Raw genomic sequence first — 13,955 nt, 5'->3', positions numbered from 1 at the left:
CGGTGTGAGACCCGCTCCGCTGCCCGTGCGCGACGGCCTGGGCCCGGCGCGGGTGCGGCTGCGCGGCGGCCCGGTGCTGGTCGAACTCACCGCCCGATTCGGGGCGGCCGCCCGGGACAAGGTGCTCGCGGGCGAGGTGGTCGACGCCGACGGGACGCCGGTCGACGCCGCGACGGCGCTGCCCGCCGGGGCCGTCGTCTTCCTGTATCGGGAGCTGCCCGACGAGGCGCCGGTGCCCTTCGACGTGCCGTTGCTGCACGTCAACGACGACATCGTCGTCGTCGACAAGCCGCACTTCCTGGCCACCATGCCGCGGGGTCGGCACGTCGCGCAGACGGCGCTGGTGCGGCTGCGCCGGGAGCTGGACCTGCCGGAGCTGAGCCCGGCGCACCGCCTGGACCGGTTGACGGCAGGGGTCCTGTTGTTCACCGCGCGGCGCGCGGTGCGGGGCGCCTACCAGACGCTGTTCGCCCGGGGGTTGGTGCGCAAGACCTATCTGGCGCGCGCGGCCGTCGATCCCGCGGTGGCCTTGCCGCGGGTGGTGCGCAGCCGGATCGTCAAGCGCAGGGGCGTGTTGCAGGCCAAGTGCGAGCCGGGGCCGGCGAACGCCGAGACGCTCGTGGAGCTGGTCCGCCCGGACGGCCTGTACCGGTTGACGCCGCGGACCGGGCGCACCCATCAGCTTCGGCTGCACATGGCGTCGCTGGGCCTGCCGATCGCGGGGGACCCGCTGTACCCGCGCGTTCTCGATGTCGCGGCCGACGACTTCAGCACGCCGCTGCAGCTGCTGGCCCAGCGCCTGTCCTTCGACGACCCGCTGACGGGGCGACCGCGCGAGTTCGTCAGCCGGCGAGAGTTGTCATAGCGCGCCGGCATAATAGAACACATGTTCGAAGAAGTGCACGAGCGGTTCGACGAGATGGTCGAGCGCCTGTGCCCGTCGGCGACCGAGGAGTCCACCGCGCTGCTCGACCAGGCGTGCGCCGCGGGGCGTGCGGAGAACCGGGCGGCGGCCGCGCAGCTGGCGGTGATCGGGCGGTTGTTTCGGTATCGGTTGGCGCGGTGCGCGGACACCGAGGACTGGGCGGTGGACACCGAGGCGGCGGTGGCCGCCGAGGTGGCGTCGGCGTTGCGGATCAGCCCCGGCCTGGCGGCGAGCAAGGTGCGCTACGCCCGCGCGATGCGGGAACGATTGCCCGGCGTGGCCGCGGTGTTCCTGGCCGGGGACATCGACTGCTCGACGTTTCAGACGGTGGTGTTTCGCACCGATCTGATCACCGATGCCGAGGTATTGGCGGTGGTGGACGCGCAGCTGGCCGCGAGGGTGGGGCGCTGGCCGTCGCTGACGCGGGGGCGGTTGGCGGCGGCGGTGGACAAGGTCGTGGCGCACGCCGATGTGGACGCGGTGCGCCGCCGCCGCGAGCGCGCGGCGGGCCGCGAGATCTGGATCGGTGACATGGGCGATGGGCTGGCCCGCATCGAGGGCAGCTTGTTCGGCCCGGATGCGCGTGCGCTGGATCAGCGCTTGGACGCGTTGGCGGCCACGGTGTGCCCGCACGACCCGCGCACGGCCGTCCAGCGCCGCGCCGATGCGCTGGGGGCGCTGGCCGCCGGGGCGGATCGGTTGGGGTGCCGGTGCGGGCGCGCGGACTGCGCGGCGGGCGACCGGCCCGCGCCCGGTCCGGTGATCATTCACGTGATCGCCCACGCGGGGGCGTTGTCCGGGGCGGGCGCGCCGGGCGTGCAGATCGGCGGCGACGGGCTGTTGCCGCCTGAGCTGCTGGCGGAGCTGGCCGCGTCGGCCAAGCGGGTGCCGCTGGTGCATCCCGCCGATGCGCGGGCGGAGCCGGGCTACTCGCCCTCCAAGGCGCTGAGTGACTACGTGCGCTGCCGGGACCTGACGTGCCGGGCGCCCGGGTGCGATCGCCCGGCCACCGAGTGCGACATCGACCACACGATCCCTTACGCCCGCGGCGGTGCCACCCACGCGTCGAACCTGAAAGTGCTGTGCCGCCAACACCATCTGCTCAAGACCTTCTGGGGCTGGCGCGACCGGCAGCTGCCCGACGGCACGGTCATCTGGACCCTGCCCGGCGCCCGCACCTATGTCACCACCCCCGGCAGCGCCGTGCTGTTTCCCGAGCTGTGCGCCCGCACCGCGGACCTTCCCGCGCCGCGTTTCACCCGCGAGGACCGCTGCGCGCCGCGCGGCGCGATGATGCCCCGACGCCGCCGCACCCGCGCTCAGGACCGCGCGCTGCGCGTCGCCACCGAACGCCGCCGCAACCATCACGCCCGCGCGGCCCGGCGAGCCGGGAACCCGGTCACTGCCACGCCGGCGGACGACGGGCACGACCCGCCACCTTTTTAGCGGCGTGGACCCCACGAGATCGGGTAGCCCGCGGTCATGGACATCACGGTCACCTTCATCGGGAACGCCACGACGCTGATCACCGCGGGCGGGGTGACGCTGCTGACCGATCCGAACTTCCTGCACCGCGGGCAGCGCGCCTACCTGGGCCATGGGCTGGTGTCCAAGCGGCTGCGGGAGCCGGCCCTGAGCGTCGACGAACTCCCACCGCTTGACGCGATCGTTCTTTCGCACATGCACGGCGACCACTGGGACCGGGTGTCGCAGCGGGGCCTCGACCACGACCTGCCCATCGTCACCACCGAGCACGCCGCCAAGCGGCTGCAGCGGCGCGGCTTCGGCCGCGCGAGCGGCCTGTCCACCTGGCAACAGCATGCGATCAACAAGGGCGACACGTCGCTGACCATCACCTCGCTGCCGGGCCGGCACGCGCCGGGGTGGAGCCAACGCCTGCTGCCGCCGGTGATGGGCACCATGCTCGAGTTCGCCGGCGGCGACGGGGCGCCGCGGCGCCGCCTCTACATCTCCGGTGACACGCTGCTGGTGGCGGAGCTCAAGGACATCCCGGCCCGTTTCGACGCGATCGACGCCGGCGTGGTGCACCTGGGCGGCACCCGGCTGCCGGCCGGTCCGCGGCTTCCGTTCGGCCTGACGGTAACCATGGACGGCCGCCAGGGCGCCGAACTGGTCGCGCTGCTCAAGCTGCCCAAGGCGATTCCCGTTCACTTCGACGACTACAGCGTCTTCGCGTCGCCGCTGGCGGACTTCACGAGCGAGATGGGGCGCCGCAACATGGCCGATCGGGTGCTCGAGGTGAACCGCGGCGCGTCCGTCACCGTGTAAGCAAGGCGCCGAGCTGCGCCGATGGTTTCGGCAGTCGCCCCCGCGCGGCTACGATCGTGGACGGCCAGTTGCAATTAATTCGCGGCTGGTTAACGGGGAGGGTATATCGTTCGTCTCATCCGGTGCCGAACCGGTGAGGTTTCAAGCCGCAGGTGGGAGGCTTCGATGCGCAAAGTTTCGGGGTATTTCGCGGCCTAGTCAACGCAAGTTCGCTGAGGCGTTCTCAGCATGGGCAGTCTGGGGAAGTTATGGATCTTTTAGCGCCCCCCGAGGTCACCTCGACGCTCATCCACACCGGGCCGGGAGCGGGCTCACTGATCGAGGCCGCCGGCGCCTGGCAGCGGCTGGCCGTCGAGTTGGAGAACTCGGTGGCCGGCTACACGTCGTCGCTGTCCACGCTCTTGGAGCAGTGGAGCGGCCCGTCGTCGGTGGCGATGCTGCAGGCCGTCCAGCCCTACCTGCAATGGCTGCGCGACACCGCGCAGCAGACCCAGCAGATGGCTGCTTCCGCGGAGTCCGCCGCGTCGGCGTTCACCACCGTCCGCTCGGCGGTGGTGTTGCCCGCGGTCGTGCTCGCCAACCGGACGCGGCTTGCGCAGCTGCTGGCCACCAACCGGTTCGGGCAGAACACGGCCGCGATCGCCGAGACCGAGAACGAATACCAGACCATGTGGACCAACAACTCCACCGCGATGACGCAGTACCAGGCGGCCTCCACCCAGGCCACCGGGCAGCTGTCGAGCTTCCAGTCGCCGATCACCACGACCGACGAGGCGGGCACCGAGCAGCAGGCCGACGCCGTCATGCAGGCCGACGCGACCGGCACCGGCAGCACCGCCAGCTCGATCGGCGACATCCTCAACGACCTCAATATGCCCACCGGCTTCGACCCCAACAGCGGCTGGTTCAACTACTGGAGCACCTGGGGCAACCAGTTCATCTCGTCGGGTTTCCCAATCAACATGCTCAGCTACCTCGCGCAGAACTCATCGGCCAGCGCGCTGCAGTCGGTGGGCGGTGACATCGGCGCCGGGCTGTCGGAGGGCCTGGACGCCACGACGGCCAGCCTGTCCAACGCGATCAAGTCCATCGGGTCGGCGGCGTCGGCGCCCACCGGCGCGATGGGCGTCGGCGTGACGGTCGGCAAGCTGATGGCCCCGCCAGCCGTGGTGGGCCTACTGCCGGGCGCGCAGACGCCGGTGCAACTGGCGTCCGCGGCGACGGCGGTGCCGCCCGCCGAGGCCGGCCTGCCGATGATGCCGATGATGGTGCCGCCGCCGATCTCGGCCGGCAGCGGCTGGCGCAAGAGACGCCAGCAGCAAAAGCAAGAGGACCAAGCCTTCGGCGCGGAAGTCAAGGGCAAAGTGATGCCTCGATCGCCCCTGGGTGGATGAGCGTCGACGCACGTGCCCCGCGGCCGCGGACAACGGGACGTCCCGCCGTCACGCACCGGAGAACTGTCGGATCGGTCGGCGCGTTGCGCTCGGCCCCGAGCCTGCCTACTGGGTAAAACGCCATGGACTTTGGAATGCTGCCGCCGGAGATCATCTCCGCGCTGATCTATTCCGGGCCCGGTTCCTGGTCGTGGATCGACGCCGCGGCCATGTGGCAGGAGCTCAGCCTCGAGCTGGAGCAGTCGCTGAGCGGCTACACCGCGGAGCTGTCGTCGCTGGCCGCCGGCTGGCAGGGCCCGTCCTACCTGGCGATGACCCAGGCCGCACAGCCGTACCTCGAGTGGCTCGACGTCACCGCGCAGCAGTGTCAGCAGGTCGCCGCCGCGCTGCAGACGGTCACGGCAGCCTTCGAATTCACCCACTTCACCGTCATCCCGCCCCCCGTGGTCGCGGCCAACCGGACGCGGCTGGCGGTCCTCGTGGCCACCAACTTCCTCGGCATCAACGCCCCGGCGATCGCGGAAACCGAGGCCGAGTACAACGCCATGTGGGTGACCGACGCGGCGGCGATGACCCAATACCAGGCGACCTCGACCGCGGCCACGGCGCAGCTGACCCAGTTCAGCGCGCCGATGACCGTCGCCAACCCGAACGGGGTCAACGAGCAGTCCGACGCGGTCTCCCAGGCGGCCGCCCAGGGCACCGGCAACACGGCGAGCGCGGTCGGTGACGCCCTCAACGACCTGAACGACTCCGGCGGCCTGCCCGACACCGGCTGGTTCAAGTACTGGAGCACCTGGGGGAACCAGACCATCGCCGGCGGTCTGCCGATCAACCTGCTCAGCTACCTGGCGCAGTTCAACGCGGCCCAATCGCTGTCCAGCGTGGGCGGCGACATCGGCGCGGGCCTGGCCGAGGGCACGGCCGCCCTGTCCTCGATGGAAACAAGCCTGATCAGCGCGATTGGATCCGCGGGGTCGCTGGCCCCCAACGGTTCCCTGGGCGTGGCGGTCACCGTGGGCAAGCTGATGTCGCCGCCCGCGGTGGTCGGCTTGTTGCCCGGCGCGACGCAGCCCGCGGTGCAGCTCGCGTCGGCGGTGTCGCCGCTGCCGTCGGGCGCCACCCCGCCGCCCGCGCTGCCGATGGCCCCGATGCGGCCGCCGCAGGGCGGGGCGCGCGGTCGTCGGCGTAACGGGCGCTACGACGACATCGAGGTCGGGGCCGAGCTGCCGGGCACCGTCATGCAACGGCCGCCGTCGGCGGGCTGATCCTTGGCGAAAGTGCAGGGCCGCGTGTGGCGGCGGGGCGAGGCGCAGGACGAGTTCGCGTTCGACAAGATCTCCGACTACCTCGCCGAGCCGGACGCCCTGGTGTGGGTGGACCTGTGCGATCCGGACCACGACACCATGTGCGACCTGGCGACCGAGCTGGGCCTGAACGCGTGGGCCGTCGAGGACGCGGTCGCCGCGGCAGAACGGGTGAAGGCCGCCGCGTACGGGTCGAACACCTTCTTCACGGTCTACGCCGTGGACCTCGCTGACGACGCCGACGATCAGCCGCAGCGGATGCTGGCGATGCACCGCATCTCGGCGTTCGTGCTGCCGCGCGGGCTGATCACGGTCCGGCTGACCGACGACTTCGACATGGCCCAGGTGCTGCAGCGCTGGCAGGAGATCGGCGGCCAGCAATACGGTGTCGGCTCCCTGGTGCACGGCCTGCTCGACGTGGTGGTGGACAGCCATTTCGCGGCCGTCGAGGCCTTGGACGACTGCATCGAGGGCATCGAGGACGAGCTGTTCGACGGCAAGCCGCATCACGCGACCTTCCAGCGCCGGACCTTCCGGATGCGCCGGGACCTGGTCAACCTGCGCCGCGTGGCGTTGCCGATGCGGGAGGTCGTCAATTCCATCCAGCATCACCGGGTGCAGGTGGAGTCCGGTCAGGAGCTGGACCCCCTGTACGCGGACCTGTACGACCACGTGTTGCGCGTGTCGGAATGGACGGAGTCGTTGCGCGACATGATCACGACGATCTTCGAGACCAACCTGTCGCTGCAGGACGCCCGGCTGAACACCATCATGAAGAAGCTCACCGGGTGGGCCGCCATCATCGCCGTGCCGACGGCCATCACCGGGTTCTACGGCCAGAACGTGCCGTATCCGGGCTTCGGCAGCACCGCGGGTTTCGTCGCGAGCAGCGTCGTCATCGTGATCATGATGGCGGTGCTGTACGTGATGTTCCGGCGGCGCGACTGGCTGTGAGGGTCGGCCCTACTGCACCGGCGTCCCGACGCCCCCGTTCAGACCGCGCTGGATGCCACGCAGGATCTTGTCGGTGAGGGCCGGACTGCCGGGCGGCGCGGTCTCCTGGCAGGAGCAGCTGAGGTGACTAAAGGGATTAGGGTCGGCGGTGGCGGTGGCTGCGGTCCATCCCGCAGCGCCGAGAACGAGTCCAACGCCGACCAAAAGTTTAGGGATCATTCGGTTTCGAGTACTCCACGGGTAGTTGCCATCAGCAAATTAACTCGTGGATCTGTCACCAGCCTGTCAACCGGCTGTTAATTTTACGAGGCGGGGGCGGCCGCGTACTTCGGGCAGTACGCCTTGATGCTGAGTCCCACGAAGTACCCGGCGTGATAGCCGTCCAGCTTGCTGCTGCTCAGCACGTCGTTGGCGACCTGTTCCGGGGTCTGGCCGGCGTCGAGCTCGTGGCAGACGGCGTGCGCGGAGTTGACGGCGGCGTCGGGCGACTCGAAGTTGATGCCCTTGCCCTTCAGCGCGGTGAGGAAGGCGTCATCGCCGGCGTTGGCGTGCGCGGCCGGGGTCGCACTGAACGCACCCAGCAACCACGCCATCGCGCCCATGCCGACGGCCGGCAGGGCCCGGTTGACGCTGGGCTTGCGGATCAGGGTGCTCGTCATTTGTGATACTCCCGTGGAACAGAAGTGCCGTCGCTTGCTGGAAGCGGGGCCCGCCCAAATTTTCGCACGTCGCGGCACCCTAAAGAGCCGTATAACCAACATTGCGATTGCTGACACACGAAGGTTAGCCCTGCCTTCGCTCGCCCGTCACTGTCGGGCGCTCGCGGATGCCGTGGTGGTGGACTGACCGCATGCCGTACACCCGTTGGTGGGCGCTCGCCCTGGCGGCGATCTGCCTGGTCGGCTGCGACAACCGGCACGTGTCGGCGGCCGCCGCCCGCGACACCTCCGGCACGTTCCGCTCCGGCGGCATGGACCGGACCTACCTGGTGCACGTGCCGCCCGGCGACCCGGTCGGACTGGTGCTCAGCCTGCACGGCGGCGGCGGTTCGGGAATGGCGCAGCGGGGCCTGACCGGCTTCGACACCGTCGCCGACGCCCACAACCTGCTCGTGGTGTATCCCGACGGGTACGACAAGAGCTGGGCCGACGGGCGCGGCGCCGCACCGGCCGCTCGCCGGCACGTCGACGACGTAAGTTTCCTGGTCGGGCTGGTAGGCAAGCTGCGAAGCGACTACAACATCGCCCCTGGCCACGTCTTCGTCACCGGCATGTCCAACGGCGGATTCATGGCCAACCGGCTGGCCTGCGACCGCGCCGACGTCTTCGCCGCGGTGGCGCCGGTCGCCGGCACCCTGGGGGTGGGCGTGGCGTGCAATCCCTCGCGGCCGGTGTCGGTGTGGGAGGCCCACGGCACCGCGGACTGGCTGGTGCCGTTCAACGGCGGCGACGTGCGCGGCCGCGGCGGCGTCAGCCACGCCATCTCGGTCGAAAGCATGGTGAATAAATGGCGCTCCGCCGACGGGTGCCACGGCGACCCCACGGTGGAGGTCCTGCCCAACGTGGGCGACGGCACCGTCGTGCACCGTTTCGACTCGACGGCCTGCGTGGACTCCACCGAGGTGGTACTGCTGCAGATCGACAAGGGCGGGCACACCTGGCCGGGCGGCAAGCAGTACCTGCCGACGGCCGTCATCGGGCCCACCACCCGCGCGGTGGACGGCTCGGAGGCCATCGCCGAGTTCTTCCTGGAGCACGCCCGCGACTAGGCCGGGGCGCGGTCAGCGCTGGCAGGCCGGGCACCAGTACGTCACGCGGTCCCCAGAGTCGTCGAACCTGATCGGGGTGCCGCAGCGCCGGCAGCCCTGCCCCGCGCGGCCGTAGACCCACAGCTGCCGGCCGCCGCGGGTGTCGCCGGTGGTGCACCGGTTCCAGCGCATCCGGTTCAGCCACAGCATGTCTCGGGCGCGGGAGACCAGCCGCAGCGGGTCGGCGACGGTACGCACCGGCGCGGTGGGCAATCGGCCGCTGAGGAAACACAATTCGTTGGCGTAGACGTTGCCGACGCCGGCCAGCACCCGCTGGTCCAACAGCGCCTCGGCGAGCGGCCGCTCCGCTTCGGCCGCCAGGTTGGCGGCGGCGACCGCGGGGTCCCAATCCTCGCCCAGCAGGTCGGGCCCTAGGTGCGCGACGGCATCGAGGTCGCGCTCACGCTCGAGGATCTCCAAGATGCCCAGGTCGACGCCGACGGCCCGGACGGCGCCGGCCTCGAGGACGATGCGCGCCCGATGGTCCACCCGCACCGGACGCTCGCTGACCCGCCAGCTGCCGTCCATCTTCAGGTGCGAGTGGATGCTGGTCTGCCCCACCCGGATGAACAGGTGCTTGCCGCGGCTGAGCACCTCGTCCACCACCTGCCCGGTGAGGTCGACCGTGGCGTAGCGGGGCACCCGGACGTCGCAGCGGGTGAGCGTGCGCCCGACCAGGTGCTGGCGCAGCACGGCCGCGGTGTGAAACACGGTGTCACCTTCGGGCATGTCAGCGCAGCCGCAATCCACGCGGGGTGCGGGAGAACCCCGCATCGATGAGCCCGGCCTGCACCGCGGATTCCGGGTCGCCGGCGCGCGGCTGCAGCGCCGGCGCGCCGTCGATGCGCTCGACGAGCAGCGCGCTGACCCGCCGGGACGCCACCAGCTCGGCGAGCGCGGCGGCCGCCGCGGGGTGGGCGGCCGGGTCCTCGGTGAAGGTCAGCAGGGACCGGCCGCCCCGCTCCAGGAACCAGGCGAGCTCGCCGTCGACCAGCACCACCAGCGCGCCGGCCTTGCGGCCCGGGCGCGCCCCGGAGCCGGCGTCGGAGCCCTCGCCGCGGGCGGCGGGCCAGGGCAGGGCGGCGCCGTAGGGGTTGGCCGGGTCGGCGGCGGCGAGCGCGACGGCCCGGTATTCCGGGCGTTCCGGGTCGATGCCGTCGCTGAAGGCCCGCAGCCGGTCGACCGTCGACGCCACGGCGAACTGCGCCCCACCCAGCGACTCGATGAAGTAGCCGCGCTGGCAGCGGCCGGCGTCCTCGAAGTTGCTCAGCACCTTGTACAGGGTGGCGAACCCGCCCGGGACCCCCTCGGCGGCCACCGCGCCCCGCGTCAGCACGCCGTGGCGGCCCAGCAACAGCTCGGCCTGGAAGTGGGCGCGCAGCGTGGAGTCCGGCTCGGCGACCGGCAGGGCCGACCACCGGCCGCCGACGGTCGGGTCGCTGGCGCGGGTTTGCGCGTGCGCCACGCTGTACCGGCTCAGCCGCGGCGCGCGCTGGGTCCGGTGCGCGGGGGCGGCGCGCTTGCGGGCGCGGCCACCGCCGAGGAAGGCCCGCACCGGGGCGAACGTGTCGCCGGTGACCCAGCCGGCCCAGACCAGCTCCCACAGCGCGGCTTTCAGCTCGCCCTCGGCCACCCCGCCCTGGCCCAGCTGGCGGAAGAAATAGGCGCCGCCGCCCGTCAGCGTGTCCAGGATGGCGCGGTGGGCGTCGGTGAACTCGATCTCGGCGGGCTTGTTCTGCGCCAACGCCAACGTCAGCGGCGCCGATTCGCCGAGGTGCAGGGCGATCCAGCCGTCGCCGCTGGAGATGGCGCCCGCGCCGGACCAGGTGACCTCCCCGGTGGCCAGCAGTTCATCGAGCAGCGCGGGGGAGTAGTCGCGGACGCGGGGCGCCAGCACCAGCGGCTCGATCGCCGAGGCGGGCAGGCGCACGCCGGCCAGCTGGTCGATCACCGACAGCAGCCCATCCAGCCCGGCGTGCGACGCGGAGTCGGTCGCGCCCACCCGGTGCCAGGCCGGCAGGAACCGCCCGTAGGCGGCGGTGCTCACCGGCTCCACCTGGGCGCGCAGCGCCGCCAGCGAGCGGCGCCGCAGGATGCGCAAGACGTCGGCGTCGCACCACTGCTCGCCGCCGGTCGGCCCGCCGCCGGCCTCCGGCGCGGCGACGAAGTCGCCGCGCACCAGCCGGCCGTCGGCGGCCCGCCGGCCCAGCACGTCGGCCGTCACCCGCAGGCCCAGCCCGAACCGGGCGGCGGCCTCGCCCGTGGTGAACGGCGTGTGAGTGCGGGCGTAGCGGCCCAGCAGCTCGCCCAGCGGGTCGGCCACCGCCACGGTGAACGCGGCCGGCACGCCCAGCGGGACGGCGACCCCGATGCCGTCGCGCAGCCTGCCGATGTCTTCGATCGCCACCCACCAGGTGCGCCCCGCGAACGACACCGTCAACGCGCGCCGGGCGGCGCGCAGGCCTTCCAGCCAGCCGCCGACGTCGGCGCCGCCGGCCCGCGCCGCGACCTCCTCCTCGGTCAGCGGACCCAGCAGCCGCAGTAGGTCCGCGACGCCCTCGGCGTCGCGGGCGGCGCGGTCCTCGGCCAGGTGCTGCAGCTGCCGGCCCGTCGCGGCGATGATCTCCGGGTCGAGCAGCTCGCGCAGCTCCACCCGGCCCAGCAGCTCGGCCAGCAGCGTGCTGTCCAGCGACAGCGCCGCGGCCCGCCGCTCGGCCAGCGGCGTGTCACCCTCGTACATGAACGCGCCGACGTAACCGAACAGCAGCGACGCCGCAAACGGCGACGGCCGCGCCGTCTCCACCTCCAGCACGCGCACCCGGCGCTGCGCGATGCCGGCCATCAGGGCGGTCAGGGCCGGTACGTCGTAGACGTCCTGCAGGCATTCGCGGACGGTCTCCAATACCACCGGGAAATCGGGATACTTGCGCGCCACCTCCAGCAGCTGGGCGGCCCGCTGACGCTGCTGCCACAGCGGCGAGCGGCGCCCGGGCTGGCGGTGCGGCAGCAGCAGGGACCGCGCCGCGCATTCCCGGAACCGCGACGCGAACAACGCCGAACCGCCCACCTCGACGGTGACGGTCGGGTCGATCTCGTCGGCGTCGAAGACGAACAGCTCCGCCCCCGGCGGCGCGTCCCCGGCGGCGGAGCCGAAGTCGGAGAACGTGTCCGGCAGGCGGACCACGATGCCGTCGTCGGAGGCCGTCGGCTTCTCGTCCAGGCCGTAGCGCTCGCGCAACCGGCGCCCCACCGCCAACGCCCACGGGCCGTTGACGCGCAGGCCGTACGGGGAGTGCAGGATCACCCGCCAGTCGCCCAGCTCGTCGCGGAACCGCTCGATCAGCAGGGTGGTGTCGGTCGGCACCACCCCGGCCGTGGTCCGCTGCTCGTCCAGCAGCGCCCACAGGTTGTCGGTGGCGTAGGCGTCGAAACCCAAAGCCGCGCAGCGAGATTCGAAGGCGCTGCGCTTGAGGCCGGCGAGCTCACCGGTGAACGCGCCGAGCGCCGCACCCAACTCGGCGGGCCGGCCCGCGTCGTCGCCGCGCCAGAACGGCAACCGGGCTGGCTGCCCCGGCGCCGGGATCACCAGCACCCGGTCGTGGGTGATCTCGGTGATCCGCCAGCTCGTGGCGCCCAGCGCGATGACGTCGCCCGGCCGCGACTCGTAGACCATCTCCTCGTCGAGTTCCCCGACCCGCGAGGGCTTCTCGGCCTCCGTGGCGAGGTAGACCGTGAACATCCCGCGGTCGGGGATGGCGCCGCCGGAGGTGACCGCCAACCGCTGGGCGCCGGGCCGGGCGGTGAGCGTGCCGGTGTCGCGGTCGTAGACCAGGCGGGGCCGCAGTTCGGCGAATTCCGTCGACGGATACTTGCCCGACAGCAGGTCCAGCGTGGCCTCGTACACGCTGCGCGGCAGCGTCGCGAACGGCGCGGCCCGGCGCACCGTGTCGAACCAGCGGTCGGCGTCCAGCGGCTCGAGCGCGGCGGCCGCCACCGTCTGCTGGGCGAGGATGTCGAGCGGGTTGGCCGGTACCCGCATCGCTTCGATCTGCCCGGCCAGCATCCGCTCCACCGTGACCGCGCAGCCGATCAGGTCGGTGCGGTGTTTGGGGAACAGCACCCCCTGCGACACCTCGCCCACCTGGTGCCCCGCCCGCCCGATGCGCTGCAGGCCGCTGGCCACCGACGGCGGCGCCTCGACCTGGATCACCAGGTCCACCGCCCCCATGTCGATGCCCAGTTCCAGGCTCGAGGTGGCCACCACCGCCTTGAGCAGGCCCCGCTTCAGGTCCTCCTCGACCAGCGCGCGCTGCTCCTTGCTGACCGAGCCGTGGTGCGCGCGGGCCAGCAGCGTGTCGGCGCCCAGGGTCTGCCCGCTGCCCATCAGGTGCGCCGGCGCACCGCCCGGCACGCCGCGGTTGGCGTCCGACGCCAGCTCCACGCCGGTGCGTTCGGCGTGGATCTCGTTGAGCCGGGCGGTCAATCGCTCGGCCAGCCGCCGCGAGTTGGCGAACACGATGGTCGAGTTGTGCGCCTCGATGAGGTCGACGAGCCGCGCCTCGACGTCCGGCCAGATGCTGTTGTTGGCGAGGTTGGCCATGTCCGGCACCGGCACCTGCACGCTCAGCTCGATGGTCTTCCCGGACTGCGGCGCGACGATGGTCGTCGGTGCCTGCCCGGACAGGAACCGGGCCAGCTCCTCGGCGGGCCGCACCGTCGCCGACAGCCCGATGCGCTGCGCCGGCCGCGCCTCGGTCGATTCCCGGCGCAGCTCATCGAGCCGCTCCAGCGACAGGGCCAGGTGCGCGCCGCGTTTGCCGCCCGCGATGGCGTGGATCTCGTCGACGATCACCGTCTGCACCCCGGCGAGGGTCTCCCGGGCCGCCGACGTCAGCATCAAGAACAGCGACTCCGGGGTGGTGATCAGGACGTCGGGGGGCCGGGCGATCAGCTGGCGCCGCTCGGCCGGCGGGGTGTCACCGGAACGCACCCCGACGCTGATATGCGGGGTCGGCAGCCCCCGGTGGGCGGCGATCCGGGTGAGCCCGGCCAGCGGGGTGCGCAGGTTGCGTTCGACATCGACGGCCAGCGCCTTGAGGGGGGACACGTAGAGCACGCGGGTGCCGGCCGGCCGTTCGGGCGATGCGGCCAGCGAGTCCAGGGCCCACAGGAACGCGGCGAGCGTCTTGCCGGAACCGGTCGGCGCGATCACCAGGGAGTGGTTCGCCAGCACCTTCGCCACGCCCACCACCGCGCAGGCGCAGGCGTGGGACGCGATC

The 13,955-nt window shown here is 72.1% G+C and carries 9 protein-coding genes and 1 pseudogene; 7 read left to right on the top strand and 3 right to left on the bottom strand.

The features are described from left to right. Positions 1-4: 4 nt before the first annotated feature. From A5700_RS09365 to A5700_RS09340, 6 genes are all read left to right on the top strand, one after another. Entirely contained in the window at positions 5-865 is an 861-nt protein-coding gene (locus tag A5700_RS09365) for a pseudouridine synthase (RefSeq protein ID WP_156671165.1), read from the top strand. A gap of 21 nt (positions 866-886) precedes the next feature. Continuing rightward, positions 887-2,371 (top strand): HNH endonuclease signature motif containing protein, encoded by a 1,485-nt coding sequence (locus A5700_RS09360; protein ID WP_068204659.1) that lies wholly within the window; start codon positions 887-889, stop codon positions 2,369-2,371. Positions 2,372-2,407: 36 nt separating this feature from the next. Continuing rightward, a complete protein-coding gene (locus A5700_RS09355; RefSeq protein WP_068067703.1) occupies positions 2,408-3,214 on the top strand; it encodes an MBL fold metallo-hydrolase in 807 nt (268 codons plus the stop codon). A 248-nt stretch (positions 3,215-3,462) separates the two neighbouring features. After that, on the top strand, positions 3,463-4,608 hold the full coding sequence (locus tag A5700_RS09350) for a PPE family protein (protein ID WP_068204657.1): 1,146 nt from the start codon (positions 3,463-3,465) through the stop codon (positions 4,606-4,608). Positions 4,609-4,730: 122 nt separating this feature from the next. Next, complete coding sequence (locus A5700_RS09345; protein WP_068067697.1) at positions 4,731-5,876, top strand: PPE family protein; 1,146 nt, start codon at positions 4,731-4,733, stop codon at positions 5,874-5,876. A 3-nt stretch (positions 5,877-5,879) separates the two neighbouring features. Then, complete coding sequence (locus A5700_RS09340; RefSeq protein WP_068067694.1) at positions 5,880-6,869, top strand: magnesium transporter CorA family protein; 990 nt, start codon at positions 5,880-5,882, stop codon at positions 6,867-6,869. A 302-nt stretch (positions 6,870-7,171) separates the two neighbouring features. On the opposite strand, the gene A5700_RS09335 is transcribed toward A5700_RS09340, so the two are convergent. Next, positions 7,172-7,528: a DUF732 domain-containing protein gene (locus A5700_RS09335; RefSeq protein ID WP_068067691.1), complete on the bottom strand. Its 357-nt coding sequence runs from the start codon at positions 7,526-7,528 to the stop codon at positions 7,172-7,174. Positions 7,529-7,719: 191 nt separating this feature from the next. Here A5700_RS09335 and A5700_RS09330 point away from each other — a divergent pair, with 191 nt between their 5' ends. After that, positions 7,720-8,637 carry a PHB depolymerase family esterase gene (locus tag A5700_RS09330; RefSeq protein ID WP_068067687.1) on the top strand — a complete coding sequence of 306 codons (918 nt, stop codon included), beginning with the start codon at positions 7,720-7,722 and terminating at the stop codon, positions 8,635-8,637. A 12-nt stretch (positions 8,638-8,649) separates the two neighbouring features. Here A5700_RS09330 and nei2 read toward each other — a convergent pair whose 3' ends face one another. Continuing rightward, positions 8,650-9,405, bottom strand: coding sequence for an endonuclease VIII Nei2 (gene nei2 / locus A5700_RS09325; RefSeq protein ID WP_068067684.1), 756 nt, complete (start codon positions 9,403-9,405; stop codon positions 8,650-8,652). Position 9,406: 1 nt separating this feature from the next. Then, a pseudogene (locus A5700_RS09320) lies at positions 9,407-13,955 on the bottom strand (ATP-dependent helicase); the annotation flags it as partial.

It is taken from the genome of Mycobacterium sp. E1214, assembly GCF_001666755.1.
GTDB lineage: Bacteria > Actinomycetota > Actinomycetes > Mycobacteriales > Mycobacteriaceae > Mycobacterium.
Note: the sequence above shows the minus strand (reverse complement) of the source record. Positions and strands in the feature narration are given on the sequence as shown.

Excerpts from the sequence above, each read along its gene's own strand:
- A5700_RS09360 (WP_068204659.1), top strand. The coding sequence starts at position 887 with ATGTTCGAAGAAGTGCACGAGCGGTTCGACGAGATGGTCGAGCGCCTG.
- A5700_RS09355 (WP_068067703.1), top strand. The coding sequence starts at position 2,408 with ATGGACATCACGGTCACCTTCATCGGGAACGCCACGACGCTGATCACC.
- A5700_RS09350 (WP_068204657.1), top strand. The coding sequence starts at position 3,463 with ATGGATCTTTTAGCGCCCCCCGAGGTCACCTCGACGCTCATCCACACC.
- A5700_RS09345 (WP_068067697.1), top strand. The coding sequence starts at position 4,731 with ATGGACTTTGGAATGCTGCCGCCGGAGATCATCTCCGCGCTGATCTAT.
- A5700_RS09335 (WP_068067691.1), bottom strand. The coding sequence starts at position 7,528 with ATGACGAGCACCCTGATCCGCAAGCCCAGCGTCAACCGGGCCCTGCCG.
- A5700_RS09330 (WP_068067687.1), top strand. The coding sequence starts at position 7,720 with ATGCCGTACACCCGTTGGTGGGCGCTCGCCCTGGCGGCGATCTGCCTG.
- nei2 (WP_068067684.1), bottom strand. The coding sequence starts at position 9,405 with ATGCCCGAAGGTGACACCGTGTTTCACACCGCGGCCGTGCTGCGCCAG.